The sequence below is a fragment of the Caldimonas manganoxidans ATCC BAA-369 genome, from assembly GCF_000381125.1.
GTDB lineage: Bacteria > Pseudomonadota > Gammaproteobacteria > Burkholderiales > Burkholderiaceae_C > Caldimonas > Caldimonas manganoxidans.
Map to the genome: position 1 here is coordinate 1 of NZ_KB905929.1, position 14,618 is coordinate 14,618.

A 14,618-nucleotide genomic window follows, 5' to 3' on the forward strand; every position below is an offset into this window, starting at 1 on the left:
AGGATGTTGGTTTGGAAGGCGATGCCGTCGATGACGCCGATGATGTCGGCGATTTTTTTGGAGGCGGAGTTGATGTCTTCCATGGTGGAGACGACCTGGGAGACGACCTGGCCGCCGCGCTGGGCGACGCTGGAGGCGTTGGAGGCCAGCTGGTTGGCTTGTCGTGCGGCGTCGGCGGAGTGTTTGACGGTGCCGGTGAGCTGCTCCATGGAGGAGGCGGTTTGCTGCAGGCTGCTGGCGGCTTGCTCGGTGCGATGGCTGAGGTCTTGGTTGCCTTGGGCGATCTCGCTCGATGCGGTGGAGATGCTGTCGGTGGACAGTCGCACCTGAGCGACGGTGTCGCGCAGAGCCTGTTGCATCTGCGCCAGGGCCTGCATCATTTCACCGATTTCATCATCGCGACGGCCGTGCACCGGGGTGGCCAGGTCGCCCTGCGCGATGCGGCGCGCAGCGGCGACCGCTTCGCGCAGCGGATCGCGGATGGAGCGCACCAACCACCAGGTGCCGGCGGCCAGCAGGCTCAAGACCAGCACGGCGGCGCTGGCAGCCAGGGCGATCGTGGCCTGCCGCTGGGCCTTGAATTCGGCCTTGAACTGCGCGGCCGATGCGGACAGCGCCGCCAGCAGGTCTCGGTGCACGTCTTGGTTGCGGCGGACCGATGCGCTGATGTCGTGATCGAGCAGGCGGGTGAGGGCGGCCATATCGCCTTGGGTGCGCAGTTGGGTGATGCGCTCGCTGAGCTGGGCCAATTGGGTCTGGTGCTCGCGGGCTTGCTGCAATGCGGAACGCTCGGGCGCCGACTGCGTGGCCGCTTCCAGTCGTGCGATCAAGGCTTCGATCTCGCGGTGGCTGGTGTCCAGGGCCTCGTGGAGGCGGCGGGCCTGGGGCGCCTCGGCCGGTGCCAGCGCCAGGGCTTGCAGGCGCTCGACATAGGCTTGGCGTTGGGCTTGCCACTGCATGGCCGCATCGAGTTTGGCCTCGTGGGCCGCTTGATGGGTGTCGAAAAACTGGGTAGATGAGGCCGAGCGCAGACCGGAGATGGCCACGAGGCTGAGCTGACAGGCCGCGATGAGGGCTGTGGCGCACCACAGCTTGGTTCCGATTTTCATGGGGGGTATGGGGCAGCAACGGCAAGGCCTCCCGTGGCGGAGGCCTGCCATCTTCAGTGACGGGAGCGCCGCACCAGGCTGGCCACGTCGAGGATGAGGGCCACGCGGCCATCGCCGAGGATGGTGGCGCCGGAGACGTCGGGCACTTTGCGATAGTTGGCCTCGAGGTTTTTCACCACCACCTGTTGTTGGCCGAGCAGCTCATCGACCATCAGCGCGACGCGGCCGCCTTCGGCTTCGACCACGACCATGATGGAGCTGGCGTGCTCGAAGTCGAAGCGTGGTACTTTGAAGACTTGTTCCAGTTCGATGACGGGCATGTACTCCGAGCGCACCTCGACCACGCGGCCGCTGGTGCCCACGGTCTTGATCATGCCGGGCTCGACTTGGAAGCTCTCGACCACGGAGGACAAGGGCAGGATGTAGCACTCGTCGCCCACGCCGACGCTCATGCCGTCCATGATGGCCAGCGTCAGCGGCAGGCGCACCGAGACGCGCATGCCATAGCCTTCGGCCGAGTCGATTTCCACCGTGCCGTTGAGCGCAGCGATGTTTTTCTTCACCACGTCCATGCCCACCCCGCGGCCAGAGACGTCGGTGACTTGCTCGGCGGTGGAGAAGCCGGGCTCGAAAATGAGGTTCCACACTTCCTGGTCGGTGAGCGTGTCGGGCGCGTGCAGTCCGCGTTCGCGGGCCTTCTTCAAGAGCTTTTCTCGGCTCAGGCCGCGACCGTCATCACGGACTTCGATCACGATGGAGCCGCCTTGGTGCGAGGCCGACAGGGTGATGGTGCCGGTCTCTGGTTTGCCGGCGGCCAGGCGTTCGGCCGGCAGCTCGATGCCATGATCGCAGGAATTGCGCACCAGGTGGGTCAGCGGGTCGGTGATCTTCTCGACCAATCCTTTGTCCAGCTCGGTGGCTTCGCCGTGCGTGACCAGTTCGACCTTTTTGCCGAGTTTGTTGGCCAGATCGCGCAGCATGCGCGGGAAGCGGCTGAACACCGTGGACATGGGGATCATGCGGATCGACATCACGGCTTCCTGCAGGTCGCGCGTGTTGCGGTCCAGGTCAGTCAGGCCAGCGAGCAATTGCTGGTGCACCACCGGATCGAGGTTGCGACTGGTTTGCGCCAGCATGGCCTGAGTGATGACGAGTTCGCCCACGAGGTTGATGAGCTGGTCGACTTTCTCGACGGAAACACGGATCGTGGCGGCATCGAGCGAGGCGCTGCTGCGGGCCTCGCCGCGCGCAGCCGGCTTGGGGCTGGGCGCGGGTTTGGCCGGCGCTGGCGTGGACGTGGACGACGGAGCCCCAGGGGCGTTTTCGAAAAAGCCATAGCCGGGGTCCGGGGCGGCGGGCGCGGGTGCGCCGGGCGCGTTCTCGAAGAAGCCGTAGCCGGGGTCGGGGGCGGCCGAGGCCGGGGACGGCGGGGCCGCCGGTGCCGTGGACGCCGGGCTCAGAGGTTTGAACTGCACATGCTCTTTGGAGACATGGAAGGTGAACAGATCCAGCAGTTCAGACTCGGAGCTGCGCGTGACGACCTTGAATCGCCGCATGCCCTGCTGGGCGACACCCCCATCCAGCGGTTCGATGTGGCCCAAATCGACGATTTCCTTGAAGAGCTCGACCAGGTTGTCGGCCACCGACGGGTCGGGCAGCGGACCGACCACGAGTTCCAGGGTGCGTTCGCCTTGGGCTGCTGCCGCCGGTGCCGGCGGCTCGGCGGGCGCGCTGACCACGGGGGGCGCGGCCACCGGGGCCGGGGGCGCCTCGCCGGCGGCCAGGGCACGGATGTTGAACAGCAACTCGGTGGTGTCGATCACGTCGCCAGCGCCGGTTTGGTGGCGTGCGAGCTGGGCTTTGAGGGCATCGCCCGAGGCCAACAGCACGTCGACCATGCTGGGCGTGGGTTGCAGCTCATGGCGGCGCAGTTTGTCCAGCAGCGTCTCCATCTGGTGGGTCAGCTCGGCCACGTCGGTGAAGCCGAAGGTGGCCGCCCCCCCTTTGATCGAGTGCGCGCAGCGGAAGATGGCGTTGAGCTCTTCGTCATCGGCGGCTTCGATGTCCAGCTCGAGCAAGAGCTGCTCCATGCGCTCCAGGTTCTCCGAGGCTTCTTCGAAGAAGACCTGGTAGAACTGGCTGAGGTCGAAACTGGCGCCCAGCTGGGCGCCTTCGGAGGTCATTTCGCCCACGGTGTACTCCTGGTGCGGTCGGATGATGGGACGGATGGCAGCAGTGCGGCGGCGGGCCAGCTCACTTGATCACTTTTTGAATCACCTCGATCAGCTTGTTCGGATCGAAGGGCTTGACCAACCAGCCGGTCGCACCCGCGGCCCGACCAGCCTGTTTCATCTGGTCGCTGGATTCCGTGGTCAGAATCAAAATGGGCGTGCTTTTGAATTGCGGGTTCTCGCGCAGCTTTTTCGTCAGGCTGATGCCATCCATGCGGGGCATGTTCTGGTCGGTCAGCACGAGGTCGAAGGTGCGAGTGCCGGCTTTTTCATAGGCATCCTGGCCGTCGACGGCCTCCACCACGTGGTAGCCGGCGTTCTTCAGGGTGAAGGCGACCATCTGGCGCATGGAGGCGGAATCGTCTACCGCAAGGATGGAATGCATGGCTGTCTCTCCGATGTGTCTGGCTGGGTATCGGTACCTGGGGCGAAAACTTGAGTTCGGGTTCAGAACAGTTCGATCGATCCGGCGTCCATCTCGGACTGGGTGACTGGGTTGGGCCTCAGCGGCGCGTCTTCGACGACGGTTTGGCCGTCTTCGTCATCGCCCATGGTCTCGCGCGCGATTCGATCGGCGCAGTTGCGCAGACGCCGGTTGGTGTGCGCGATGAGTTGCGAGGCCATGTCCTGAAACTGCAATGCGGTGACCGCCCCACTGAGGTTGCGCAGCACCGGGACCAGCTCGCTGGTCTGGATGCGGTGGTCGCTGGCGGCTTGCATGAGCCCTTCCATCTGCTGGACGGCGGTCGAAAAGCGCAGCATCAGGCCGTCGCAGGCATCGGCCAGCAGGCCCTGGAGTCGCTCCAGGTCGTGCGTGGCCGTCATTAGGTGGTCCTGCAAGTCGGCGGCCACAGGCAAGGGCAGGGTGGGCCCCGGATCGGGGCTGGGCGGTGGGGTGGTCAGCATGGGGTCTCCGTGGCTCGGCGAAGGCATGCGGGCATACATTGAGGCCTAGCGCTAGAATTTTCGGCAGTCCTTTGCACGTCTTGAGCGCGGACCTTGCGGTCCGGACCTGACGCTATATCGGCCGCACGATGGCCCACTGAAGGTCGCCAACGGGAAAACCCTCAGATGCCCACTGCTGATGCCCCGCGGCTGCTGCGGGTCCTGCACATCGAGGACTCGGAGCTGGATCACGAGCTGATGGTGACCCAGATGCGCCGTGCCGGCCTGACGGTGCATGCGCGTCGCGTGGAGACGGCGGCGCAATTCGAAGCGGCCTTGGCGGAAGGGGGCGATGCGTCCTGGGATGTCATCTTGTCGGACTACAGCCTGCCGGGCTTTTCGGGGCTGGTGGCGCTGGAGATGATCAAGTCGCGGGGCATCTTGACTCCGTTCATCATCGTCTCGGGCGAAGTCGGCGAAGACACCGCGGTGGAGGCCATGCGCAACGGCGCGGCCGACTATCTCCTCAAGAACAATCTGACCCGGCTGGTGCCGGCCATGCTGCATGCCATCGAGGCGCATCAAGCCTTGCGCGACAAGCGGCAGGCCGATGTGGCTTTGGCACAGTCGCAAGAGCGCCTGCGTGAATTGGCCCAGCATCTCCAAACCAGCGTGGAGCGCGAGCGCGCAGCCATCGCCCGCGAAATCCATGATGACGTGGGGGGCTCGTTGACCGCGCTGAAGTTCGACTTGGCCTGGATCGCTTGCCATTCGAACGAGCCTGCCATCGTGCGGCGCGCGCATGAGGCCCTGGAGACCGTCAGCCAAGCGCTGGAGTCGAGCAAGCGCATCATGCACAACCTGCGCCCGGCGATTCTGGAGCAGGGCTTGGTGGCGGCGCTGCAATGGATGACCGCGACGTTCGAGAAGCGTACCGGAATTGAGACGCGTTTCCGTTCGAGCCAGGAACATCCCCGCTTGCCCGCCGGTGTGCCCTTGGTGGCCTACCGGACCGCGCAGGAGGCTTTGACCAATGTGGCCAAGCATGCCCAGGCCACGCGGGTGAATGTGGATTTGACCATCGCCGCTGGCGTGCTGTCCTTGGAGGTCAGCGACAATGGCCGGGGATTGAGCCGTGCCGATCTGGCCAAGGCCCGTTCGTTTGGCATCCGCGGGCTGCATGAGCGGGCCAGCACGGTGGGGGGCTGGGTGGACCTCAGCAGCGGTCCGCACGGCACGACCTTGATCCTGTCGGTGCCTCTGCGGGGGCCAGTGGATCGTGGGGGGGAAGAAGACATTCCGCGTTTGCATGATGTACGCTCGGGCGAAGACCCGACGTTCTGGGGGGAACTGTGATTCAAGTGATCCTGTGCGACGACCACGCGCTGATTCGCCGGGGAATCCGAGACACCTTGTCGGATGCCCCGGACATCGAGGTGGTGGGCGAGGCGGGCGATTACGGCGAGTTGCGTGCCCTGATGCGACGCCAGGGCTGCGATGTGTTGGTGCTGGACATCAACTTGCCAGGCCGCAGCGGCCTGGACGTGCTGCACGCCCTGAAGGAAGAAGGCTCGCCAGTGAAAGTGCTGGTGGTGTCGATGTATCCCGAGGATCAATACGCCATCCGGGCCTTGAAGGCCGGGGCCTATGGTTACGTGAACAAGGGGGGCGACCCGTCCCAGTTGGTGGCTGCCGTGCGCACGGTGGCTCAAGGGCGCAAGTACGTCACGCCCGACATGGCACAGATGTTGGTGGAGAGCCTGACGGCCCCGACCACCGAGGCGCCGCACGAACGCTTGTCGGATCGCGAGTTGCAAACGCTGGTGATGATCGCCTCGGGCAAGCGTTTGTCGGACATTGCCGAGGAACTGACGCTCAGCCCCAAGACGGTCAGCGTCTATCGTGCGCGGGTGCTCGAGAAACTCGGCCTGAGCAACAATTCCGAGTTGACGGTCTACGCCATTCGCAACGGCTTGGTGTGAAGCGCCGTGGCCGGTCGCCGTTGCGGCGGCGCATCGCGGCGTCCGGCCCGTGCGGGCGGCCTCATCGGAAGTGACTCAGTGCACGCTCGATGGCCATCACGAACGGTTGCTCCATGGTCGGTAGGGTCAGCAACAGACCCAGCAATCCGACGGATACGGTGATCGGAAATCCGATGGCAAAGATGTTCATCTGCTGAGCCACGCGAGAGATTACGCCCAGCACCAGGTTGACGAAGATCAGCATGGCCAGCAGCGGCAGGGCGATCCACAGGCCGAGCTTGAACACCTCGGCGCCCCAGCTGTGGACTTGGAGCAGGCGCGGCAAAGCCATGGGTTCGGGGCCGACCGGAAACGTTTGGAAACTCTGGACCACGGCCGCCACGAGGATCAGGTGGCCGTTGATGACCACGAAGAGCAAGGCGCTGAGGGTGCCGAACAAGCGACTGACGGCATTGGTCGCGCCGCCTTGCGCGGGGTCGAAGAAGGCCGCAAAGCCCAGGCCCATCTGCAAGCCGATCAGCTCGCCGGCATACTCCATGCCGGCAAAGATCAGTCGTACGGCAAATCCCAGGGTTGCGCCGATGAGCAGCTGCTGAATCAGCACCAACAGGGCGTCTGGCGCGTCCAGCGCCACCGGCGTGACTTGTGGCATCGATGCTTGTGCGGCCAGGGCCACCAAGAAGGCCAGGCCAATCTTCGCGCGGGCAGGTATGGCGCGCTGCGACAGCACCGGCACGGTCATGAACAGTGCCAGCGCCCGAAAAAAGGGCCACAGCAACGGTGACAGCCAGGCGCTGAGCTGGGCGTCGGTGAAGGTGAGCATGGGGCCGCGCCGCGATCGGGCTCACTGGACCATGCCGGGGATGCCGCCAAGGGTGCGCTGGATGTATTCGACCAGGGTGGTCATCATCCACGGGCCGGCCATGGCCAGCACGATCACCGCTCCCACCAGCTTGGGCACGAACGACAGGGTGGCCTCGTGGATTTGGGTGGCCGCCTGGATGATGCTGACCACCAAGCCGATGGCCAGCACGGTTAGCAACAGTGGCGCGGACAGCATCAGCAGGATGTACAGCGCCTGCTGGCCGAGGGTGAAGACATGGGAGGCGTCCATCTGTGTGTCCTTGCAGTCAAGTGACGAAGCTGGCCGCCAGCGATCCAAGCAGCAGGTTCCAGCCGTCGGCCAGTACGAAGAGCATCAGCTTGAACGGCAGGGCCACCAACACGGGCGAGAGCATCATCATGCCCAGGCTCATCAGGACGCTGGCGACGATCATGTCGATGATCAAGAAAGGAATGAAGATCATGAAACCGATCTGGAAGGCGCTTTTGAGCTCGCTGGTGACGAACGCAGGCACCAGCACGCGCAAGGGGGCCTGTTGGGCGGTCACCGAGGGGTCGAGCTTGGCCAGCTTGGCAAACAGTGCGAAGTCGGATTCGCGCGTTTGCTTGAGCATGAATTCACGCATCGGCGCTTCGGCGCGTTGCACGGCGGTGTCGAAGTCGATCTGCTGGGCCGTGTAGGGCTGATAGGCCTCGGAGTAGATGCGGTCGATGGTGGGCCCCATCACGAACAGCGTGAGGAAGAGCGACAGTCCGATGATGACCTGGTTGGGCGGGGCCGACTGGGTGCCCAGGGCTTGGCGCAGCAGGCTCAGCACGATGACGATGCGCGTGAAGCTCGTCATCAGCAGCAACACGGCTGGAATGAAGCTCAGCGCGGTGAAGAAGAGCAGGGTTTGGATCGGCACCGAGTAGCTCGTGCCACCGGGCCCCTGGCCGATGAGCACGGGCAGCGTGCCGGTGCCGACACCGCCACTCGTCTGGGCCCAAGCGGCTGCCGGCAATGCCGAGATCAACGACAAGACGGCGATCGCGCCGAGATGGGCAAGGCGCCGCCAAGCCAGAGGGCGTTCGAGCTGCATCAGCGATCCTTGCGCATGGTGTGGAACAAGCTGGCAAAGGCCGGCGCTTGAGGCGCCGGTGGGGCCTGCGGCAGGTCTTGTGCGGGCAGGGTGTGCAGGGTGCGAATGCTCTGGGCGGTGACGCCCAGAATCAGCCAGCGGCGCTCATCGCCGTGGCCGACTTCGACGGTCACCAGTCTTTGCGCGGGTCCCACGGGCGTGCTGGAGATGATGCGGGTGGTTTGCGTCTGGCCGAGGCTCCCCAAAGGGCTGCGCTTGAGGAACCACAGCGTCAGCGGGATGGCCGCGACGATGAGCAGGAACCACAGGAGGAAGGAGCCGGCGGTGGGCATGGGCAGCAAGGGCAATGAACCGTTGCCGCTCATTGTGGGCAGCCTGGCGGGCCTTGGAAGCCAAGAAGAAAGGGGCCGATGGCCCCTTGCTTTGGGCTTTGTGCCGTGGCGCGTGCACCGCGTCACGGCCGCGCAGGCTCAGCCGCCACGGCTGAGGCGGCGCATGCGTTCGGACGGCGTGACGATGTCGGTGAGGCGGATGCCAAACTTGTCATTGACCACGACCACCTCGCCCTGTGCGATGAGGTAGCCGTTGACCAGCACATCCATGGGCTCGCCGGCCAGGGCGTCGAGCTCGATCACCGAGCCTTGGGCCAGCTGCAGGATGTGTTTGATCGGGATGCGGGTGCGTCCCAGCTCCACGGTGAGTTGCACCGGGATGTCCAGGATCATGTTGATGTCGTTGCCCGCAGCGTTCGAGGTGGTGGGGGTGAAGTTGGTGAACGAGGCCGGCGCCACCTGCTCGGCCGCCGTGGTCACCACCTCCTCGGCCGCAGCGGCGGCACCTTTCTGCTGGGCCAGGGCCGCTTCCCATTCTGCGGCCATCGCGTCTTGCTCGTCGGTGGGCTGCTGATGCTCAACTGACATGATGGTGCTCTCCCAACCAGCCGAGTTCTTGGCCGGTCAATACTTTCTCGATGCGCACGGCGTATTTGCCGTTGGATGTGCCGTATTGGCATTCGAAAACCGGTACGCCGTCGACCTTGACTTCGATGGCCGGAGCCAGGTCCAGCTCCAGGAAGTCGCCCGGCTTGAGCGACAAGAGTTGCTCGACCGTGGCCGGGGCGGTCCCCAGCTCGGCGACGAGTTCGACCTCGGCGGCCTGGATCTGGTGGGTGAGCAGCTTGACCCATCGGCGGTCGGGCTCGGCCGAATCGCCTTGTACCGTGGAATACAGGATGTCGCGGATGGGTTCCAGCGTGGCATAGGGGATGCAGAAATGCACCGTGCCGGTGGTGTCGCCGATTTCCAGGGTGAACGAAGTGGCCACGACGATCTCGCTGGGCGTGGCCACATTGGCGAACTGCGGCTGCATCTCCGAGCGCTGGTATTCCAGCTCCAGCGGGTAGATGCCCTGCCAGGCTTTTTTGTATTCCTCGCGGATGACATCGACCAGCCGGTTGATGATGCGCTGCTCGGTGGGCGAGAAGTCGCGGCCTTCGATGCGGGTGTGGAATTTGCCGTTGCCGCCAAACAGCGCGTCGATGACGGCGAACACCAGCGTGGGGTCGCACACCACCAGACCCGAGCCCCGCAAGGGCTTGACCGAGACGATGTTGAAGTTGGTGGGAACGACGATCTCGCGCAGGAAGGCGCTGTACTTTTGCACCTTGATGGCCCCGACGGACACTTCGGGGCTTTTGCGGATGAGATTGAACAAGCCGATGCGGATGTTGCGCGCGAATCGTTCGTTGATGATCTCCATCGTGGGCATGCGCCCACGCACGATGCGTTCCTGGCTGGCGATGTCATAGTCGCGGATGCCGCCGGCCGGAACCTCCTCTTCTTCCAGCTTTTGGCTTTCGCCGGTGATGCCTTGCAACAGGGCATCGACCTCGTCTTGCGACAGAATTTGCTGGCTCATCGGTGCATCTCCCTGGGCGATGGGGACGGCCGCAGGCTCACTGGATGATGAAGTTGGAAAAGTGCACGGCCAGAATCGGGTTGTGCACGGCTGGGCGTTTGCGGGCCTTGCCGTTGGGGGCTGCCGGCGGCTCTTCGTCCAATTCGATGCCCAGGGGGCGGACCGCTTCGCGCATGATTTCCATGGCCAGCTGTTCTTTGCCGGCTCGGTCGTACAACTCGGTGGCGGTTTTCTGCGACAACAGCATCAAGATGTTGCTGCGGATCGCCGGCATGAAGGCTTTGAGTTGTTCGACGACCTCGGGCGATTCCACTTCCAGCGTGATGCCCACTTGCGCATAGCGTTCGGCCTGGCGGTCGGCCAGGTTGACGGTGAAGGTGTCCAAGGGCAAGAACGTGGGGGCGACCGCAGCCTTTTTCTTCTTGGTGCTTTGCGTGGCCGCAGGCGGTTCGTCCAGGGCTTCGTCTTCGTCCTGGGCCCCGTGTTTTTTGAGCAGGAGCACGGCCGCCACGGCGGCCACGGCCAACACGACCACTCCGATGATGGCGAACAACAAGAGCTTCTTGCCCCCTTTGGCCGGGGCGGCATCGGCGGCTGCGGCTGTGGACATGGTCATTTCCTTCGAGTCGGGGCCCCATGCCTGTGGAGGCTTTGGGGCATGTCACTTGATTATTCGAGGGGATGGGGCGCCCGAACCGGCGAATAAGGGCGGAAAACGGGGGTTGCCGTGAGGTTTCGCCGGTTTTGGCGTGGCCATGCTCAAACATAGAGGTCTAGCCGGCCCGCCAGCGGGACGATGCGCGTGCGCACGCCCGCCACAGGCGTGGGCGATGGTTCGTCGCTGGGCCGACCCGCTGCACCGGGCGTGTCGCTGGGGGCCTGGCGGCGCGGCAGGGTCTCGCCGGAGACGCCACCGCCGGTGAGGGTCAGCCCGGCTTCGTGCAGGGCCGCCGCCAAATGCGAGAAGCTGGCCTCCAGCGCGGCGCGCGTGGCACTGGCGCTGGCGGCAAATTCCACCTGGGCTTGTTGGCCCGCAATGGCGATGTGGATGCTCACCGTGCCCATGTCGGCCGGACGCAGGTGGAGCTGGGCCTCGTGGACGCCTTGCCGGGTGAGGACGGTGATGTGCTGTGCCAGCGCATCCGGGAAATCCGGGTCGTGCACGGGCGTGGCCAGCGTGGCGCTGGGCGGGGCACTTGTTCCTTCGGCGCGGGGTGTGGCGTGCGCGGGGGCGACCGCACCGACCATCCACGGCATCGGGCCTGGGCCTGCCGCATCGGCGCCGTGCGCCTCCAGGGGGGGCGGGCTCGGGAGGGGGGCGCCGGCCGGGGGGGGCTCGGTGGCCTCCGTCATGAAAAGCGTTGGCGCGGCTGGATCCGAGGGCGCGGCCGCCGGCGGCTCGGGCGGGGCCTCGGGCCTTGGCGTTTGCAGCTCGAATGCCTGCGTCGGGAGGGCGGCTTTGCCCTCGCGCGCGGGGGACAGCGGGTCTGCTTTGTGCGGGCCTTCGGCGCCTGCCTCGGGCTTGATCGGCGAGGCCGGGGGCTCGGGCGGGCTCCACCACCATGCCGCCATGGGCTCGCCGTTGCCGGAGGTCGAGGCCGGCTCCTCGTCGTCGGTGTCCTCGGCCGGTGGCGAGTCGGGATCGGCTTGCGCAGGCGCTGCGGCTGCGTCCATGGGCTGCGCGACTCGGTCGGGCAGGGGGGGCCGAGTCTCGGCCGTGCTGGGCCGGGGGGGTGGGGTCTGCGGCGTGGCTTGGACTGCGGCGCGTGGGGCGGGTGCCGCCCCGTGGGCGTGTTGCAGCCAGCGGCCGAAATCGGATGCCTCCGCATCGGCTCGGGCGCTGCCGGCGCGGACCGGGGACGTGCTTCCCACACCCCCGGGGGTGGGCGTCAGCGCAAAGGGCAGGGCGGTGACGGACATGGGGCTTCCTTCAGGCCAGCGCCAAGTCGCCGGAGTCGGCGGCACCACGGGACCAGGCCATGCGTGCGGCTTGTTCGTCCGTGAGCTTTTGCTCTTGCCGCTGGCGGGCCAGCGCCAGCTCGCTTTGGCGGCGTTCGATCAACTTGCGGATGGACGCTGCCCGCGTCTCGCGTTCGCGCAAGGATTGTTGGGCTTGCTCGAGGTGGTGTTGCAGGCGTTGCACCGTGGCTTGCTGCTGCGTGCTGGCTTGATCCAGGCGCGCCATGAAGTCTTGGTAGCACTGCAGGATCGATGCCGTGCCTTCGATGCGGAAGCGCTCACTCCAGCGCTGCTGGTAGTCGCGACGGTAGTCGTCGAGTTGTCGGGCCTGTGCGCGGGCAGCATCCATCTGGTGCTGCAGGCGCAGCACGACCTGGTGGGCCTGCTGGCATTCCTTTTCGGCCACTTCGAGGGCCAGGGTCAAGGGATGGAGCCGAGGGTGCATGGTGTGTCCTGGGGGCTAAGTGGGGGGGGCAGTCAGCGAGGGGCAAGGCAGTCCATCATGCGGCGCACGCTGTCGGCCAAGGGAGCGCATTCACGCATGTCTTGTTGCAGCAGAGCGCGGATGGCAGGCCAGGCCTGAACGGCGGCGTCGAGTTCGGCGTCTTGGCCAGGCACGTAGGCGCCCAGCTGCAACAGGTCGCGACTGCGGTTGTAGCGGGCCAGCATCTGGCGCAGACGGCGCGCGGCTTCGAGGTGATCGGCGGTCACGACGTTGTGCATCACGCGCGAGGCGGACTTTTCCACGTCGATGGCCGGATAGTGGCCCGATTCGGCCAACTCGCGCGTCAGCACGATGTGGCCATCGAGAATGGCCCGCGCGGCATCGGCAATCGGGTCTTGCTGGTCATCACCTTCGCTGAGGACGGTGTAGAACGCGGTGATGGAGCCCAGGCCGTTGAGTCCGTTGCCGCTGCGCTCGACGAGCTGAGGCAGCTTGGCAAAACAACTCGGGGGGTAGCCTTTGGTGGCGGGGGGCTCACCGATGGCCAGGGCGATTTCGCGTTGCGCCATGGCGTAACGGGTGAGCGAGTCCATCAGCAGCAGCACATGCTGGCCGCGGTCGCGAAAGTGTTCGGCGATCGCGGTGGCGTAGGTGGCGCCTTGCATGCGCATCAGCGGCGGCGCGTCGGCCGGGGCGGCCACCACGACCGAGCGGGCCAAGCCGTCCTCGCCGAGGATGTCTTCGATGAACTCCTTGACCTCGCGGCCGCGTTCACCGATGAGACCCACGACGATGACATCGGCACGGGTGTAGCGCGCCATCATGCCCAACAAGACCGATTTGCCCACGCCCGAGCCCGCGAACAAGCCGATGCGCTGGCCGCGGCCCACCGTGAGCAAGGCGTTGATCGCTCGCACGCCGGTGTCCAGCGGTTCGCGCACGGGGTCCCGGTCCATCGCGTTGATGGGGCGGCGCACCAGGGGTTCGTTGTGGACGTCGGTGATCGGCCCTTTGCGGTCCAGCGGCCGGCCGTGGGAGTCGACCACACGGCCAAGCAGTCCATCGCCCATGGGCAGGTGCAGGCTGCGGTCTTCGCTGCGGCGCCAGGGGTGGCTGACTTGCCCGAGCTTCGGCGGGGTGATGGGGCTGGCCAGTGGCACCACGCGGGCACCACTGGCCAGCCCGTGGACCTCGCCGGTGGGCATCAGGTAGGCACGGTCACCGGCGAAGCCCACCACCTCGGCCTGGACCGGAGGCTGGCCGTCCATGCGCACTTCGCATACCGAGCCCACGGGCACACGGATGCCGGCAGCCTCGAGCACCAGGCCGGCGACTTTGACGAGGGTGCCCTGAGTCTCCAAGCCCAGCGGCGCGGCGGCAAAGCTGCGCAAGTCTTCGAGGTACTGATGCCAGGCTGCGAGTTTGACCGCAGCCGTGTCGGGGCCGCTCATGTGCTGTCCTCTCCTGGGGTGGGGCCATCGTCGTCCTGCCAGTGGCTGTCGTGGCCCAGGGCGGCGGCCGCGCGGCGCCAGCGGGTTTCGAGGCTGGCATCGATGAGGCCGATGTCGGATTCCACGATGCAGCCGCCACGGCGAATGTCCGGATCGCTCACCAGCCGGGCGCCTCGGCTGTCCAGGTCGAGCTGACCCTGCTGGGTGAGGAACTGGTAATCGTCAGGGTGCAGTCGCACGCGGATGTGACGGGCCGAATGCACCAGGGCATTGAGAGCCTCTTGGGCCACCGCCTGGATCAGCTCGGGGCGTGTGCTCAACTCGCTGCGCACGACTTGGCGGGCGATTTCCACGGCCACCCGCGACAGCCCCTGCGCGAGCTGTTGCTCCATCGCATCGAGCTGTGCGCGGAACGATGCTGCCACGGCGGCCACTTGGGCCGTGACCTGGGTGGCATAACTTTGTTTGAACCCGTCCAGCGCGACCAGCCCGTCACGGTAGCCGTCTTTGTAGCCGGCCTGTCGGGCTTCGGCGATCTGTGCCTGCCACTGGGCTTCGCGCTCTTGTTCGGTGGGCTGCGGAGCCGGCGGCACACCTGCGGCGGGCGCAGCGGCCGACTCGTCGGAAAAGGAGTCGGGACTCCAAGCCGAGAACGAGTGCAGCTCTTCTCGTGGGATGAAGCGGCTGTACAGTGGGGTGGCCATGGGCATGTGG

General features: G+C 65.9%; 17 protein-coding genes. 2 read left to right on the forward strand and 15 right to left on the reverse strand.

The genetic code is table 11. From position 1 onward, the window contains the following. The 4 genes from F615_RS20670 to F615_RS0100020 all read right to left on the reverse strand — a co-directional run. On the reverse strand, nucleotides 1-1,109 hold a 1,109-nt coding region (locus F615_RS20670), incomplete at its 3' end, for a methyl-accepting chemotaxis protein (RefSeq protein ID WP_019559115.1). Nucleotides 1,110-1,162: 53 nt separating this feature from the next. Then, nucleotides 1,163-3,301: a chemotaxis protein CheA gene (locus F615_RS0100010; RefSeq protein WP_019559116.1), complete on the reverse strand. Its 2,139-nt coding sequence runs from the start codon at nucleotides 3,299-3,301 to the stop codon at nucleotides 1,163-1,165. Nucleotides 3,302-3,362: 61 nt separating this feature from the next. Next, nucleotides 3,363-3,725, reverse strand: a complete 363-nt coding sequence (locus tag F615_RS0100015) for a response regulator (protein ID WP_026329874.1) — start codon at nucleotides 3,723-3,725, stop codon at nucleotides 3,363-3,365. Between the two features lie 62 nt (nucleotides 3,726-3,787). After that, nucleotides 3,788-4,246 (reverse strand): hypothetical protein, encoded by a 459-nt coding sequence (locus tag F615_RS0100020; RefSeq protein WP_019559118.1) that lies wholly within the window; start codon nucleotides 4,244-4,246, stop codon nucleotides 3,788-3,790. 165 nt (nucleotides 4,247-4,411) lie between these two features. Between F615_RS0100020 and F615_RS0100025 the strand changes: the two genes are divergently transcribed. Further along, nucleotides 4,412-5,581 (forward strand): hybrid sensor histidine kinase/response regulator, encoded by a 1,170-nt coding sequence (locus tag F615_RS0100025; protein WP_019559119.1) that lies wholly within the window; start codon nucleotides 4,412-4,414, stop codon nucleotides 5,579-5,581. After that, the gene (locus tag F615_RS0100030; RefSeq protein ID WP_019559120.1) at nucleotides 5,578-6,207 is read left to right on the forward strand and encodes a response regulator; all 630 of its coding nucleotides are present in this window, start codon (nucleotides 5,578-5,580) and stop codon (nucleotides 6,205-6,207) included. Before F615_RS0100025 ends, F615_RS0100030 begins: the two co-directional genes overlap by 4 nt. Before the next feature lie 61 nt (nucleotides 6,208-6,268). On the opposite strand, the gene fliR is transcribed toward F615_RS0100030, so the two are convergent. From fliR to F615_RS0100085, 11 genes are all read right to left on the reverse strand, one after another. Continuing rightward, nucleotides 6,269-7,030: a flagellar biosynthetic protein FliR gene (gene fliR, locus F615_RS0100035; RefSeq protein ID WP_019559121.1), complete on the reverse strand. Its 762-nt coding sequence runs from the start codon at nucleotides 7,028-7,030 to the stop codon at nucleotides 6,269-6,271. A gap of 21 nt (nucleotides 7,031-7,051) precedes the next feature. Continuing rightward, nucleotides 7,052-7,321, reverse strand: a complete 270-nt coding sequence (fliQ, locus tag F615_RS0100040; RefSeq protein ID WP_019559122.1) for a flagellar biosynthesis protein FliQ — start codon at nucleotides 7,319-7,321, stop codon at nucleotides 7,052-7,054. Nucleotides 7,322-7,337: 16 nt separating this feature from the next. Next, the gene (gene fliP / locus F615_RS0100045) at nucleotides 7,338-8,132 is read right to left on the reverse strand and encodes a flagellar type III secretion system pore protein FliP (protein ID WP_019559123.1); all 795 of its coding nucleotides are present in this window, start codon (nucleotides 8,130-8,132) and stop codon (nucleotides 7,338-7,340) included. Further along, nucleotides 8,132-8,497, reverse strand: a complete 366-nt coding sequence (locus F615_RS17425) for a FliO/MopB family protein (protein WP_019559124.1) — start codon at nucleotides 8,495-8,497, stop codon at nucleotides 8,132-8,134. Before F615_RS17425 ends, fliP begins: the two co-directional genes overlap by 1 nt. A 105-nt stretch (nucleotides 8,498-8,602) precedes the next feature. Further along, nucleotides 8,603-9,052 (reverse strand): flagellar motor switch protein FliN, encoded by a 450-nt coding sequence (fliN, locus tag F615_RS0100055; RefSeq protein ID WP_019559125.1) that lies wholly within the window; start codon nucleotides 9,050-9,052, stop codon nucleotides 8,603-8,605. After that, entirely contained in the window at nucleotides 9,042-10,049 is a 1,008-nt protein-coding gene (gene fliM / locus F615_RS0100060; protein ID WP_019559126.1) for a flagellar motor switch protein FliM, read from the reverse strand. Before fliM ends, fliN begins: the two co-directional genes overlap by 11 nt. Nucleotides 10,050-10,086: 37 nt before the next feature. Next, nucleotides 10,087-10,659, reverse strand: coding sequence for a flagellar basal body-associated FliL family protein (locus F615_RS0100065; protein ID WP_019559127.1), 573 nt, complete (start codon nucleotides 10,657-10,659; stop codon nucleotides 10,087-10,089). Nucleotides 10,660-10,808: 149 nt separating this feature from the next. After that, nucleotides 10,809-11,969: a flagellar hook-length control protein FliK gene (locus tag F615_RS0100070; protein ID WP_156824480.1), complete on the reverse strand. Its 1,161-nt coding sequence runs from the start codon at nucleotides 11,967-11,969 to the stop codon at nucleotides 10,809-10,811. Nucleotides 11,970-11,979: 10 nt separating this feature from the next. Continuing rightward, entirely contained in the window at nucleotides 11,980-12,453 is a 474-nt protein-coding gene (fliJ, locus tag F615_RS17430; protein WP_019559129.1) for a flagellar export protein FliJ, read from the reverse strand. A 32-nt stretch (nucleotides 12,454-12,485) separates the two neighbouring features. Continuing rightward, nucleotides 12,486-13,904 carry a flagellar protein export ATPase FliI gene (gene fliI, locus F615_RS0100080; protein ID WP_019559130.1) on the reverse strand — a complete coding sequence of 473 codons (1,419 nt, stop codon included), beginning with the start codon at nucleotides 13,902-13,904 and terminating at the stop codon, nucleotides 12,486-12,488. Beyond that, on the reverse strand, nucleotides 13,901-14,608 hold the full coding sequence (locus tag F615_RS0100085; protein ID WP_245558299.1) for a FliH/SctL family protein: 708 nt from the start codon (nucleotides 14,606-14,608) through the stop codon (nucleotides 13,901-13,903). Before F615_RS0100085 ends, fliI begins: the two co-directional genes overlap by 4 nt. Between the last annotated feature and the right edge of the window lie 10 nt (nucleotides 14,609-14,618).

What these genes read in the sequence shown, in the direction of transcription:
- F615_RS0100025 (WP_019559119.1), top strand. Translation starts at nt 4,412, where the DNA reads ATGCCCACTGCTGATGCCCCGCGGCTGCTGCGGGTCCTGCACATCGAG.
- F615_RS17425 (WP_019559124.1), bottom strand. Translation starts at nt 8,497, where the DNA reads ATGAGCGGCAACGGTTCATTGCCCTTGCTGCCCATGCCCACCGCCGGC.
- fliM (WP_019559126.1), bottom strand. Translation starts at nt 10,049, where the DNA reads ATGAGCCAGCAAATTCTGTCGCAAGACGAGGTCGATGCCCTGTTGCAA.
- fliQ (WP_019559122.1), bottom strand. Translation starts at nt 7,321, where the DNA reads ATGGACGCCTCCCATGTCTTCACCCTCGGCCAGCAGGCGCTGTACATC.
- fliJ (WP_019559129.1), bottom strand. Translation starts at nt 12,453, where the DNA reads ATGCACCCTCGGCTCCATCCCTTGACCCTGGCCCTCGAAGTGGCCGAA.
- fliN (WP_019559125.1), bottom strand. Translation starts at nt 9,052, where the DNA reads ATGTCAGTTGAGCATCAGCAGCCCACCGACGAGCAAGACGCGATGGCC.
- F615_RS0100065 (WP_019559127.1), bottom strand. Translation starts at nt 10,659, where the DNA reads ATGTCCACAGCCGCAGCCGCCGATGCCGCCCCGGCCAAAGGGGGCAAG.
- F615_RS0100070 (WP_156824480.1), bottom strand. Translation starts at nt 11,969, where the DNA reads ATGTCCGTCACCGCCCTGCCCTTTGCGCTGACGCCCACCCCCGGGGGT.
- F615_RS0100020 (WP_019559118.1), bottom strand. Translation starts at nt 4,246, where the DNA reads ATGCTGACCACCCCACCGCCCAGCCCCGATCCGGGGCCCACCCTGCCC.
- F615_RS0100015 (WP_026329874.1), bottom strand. Translation starts at nt 3,725, where the DNA reads ATGCATTCCATCCTTGCGGTAGACGATTCCGCCTCCATGCGCCAGATG.
- fliR (WP_019559121.1), bottom strand. Translation starts at nt 7,030, where the DNA reads ATGCTCACCTTCACCGACGCCCAGCTCAGCGCCTGGCTGTCACCGTTG.
- F615_RS0100085 (WP_245558299.1), bottom strand. Translation starts at nt 14,608, where the DNA reads ATGGCCACCCCACTGTACAGCCGCTTCATCCCACGAGAAGAGCTGCAC.
- fliP (WP_019559123.1), bottom strand. Translation starts at nt 8,132, where the DNA reads ATGCAGCTCGAACGCCCTCTGGCTTGGCGGCGCCTTGCCCATCTCGGC.
- fliI (WP_019559130.1), bottom strand. Translation starts at nt 13,904, where the DNA reads ATGAGCGGCCCCGACACGGCTGCGGTCAAACTCGCAGCCTGGCATCAG.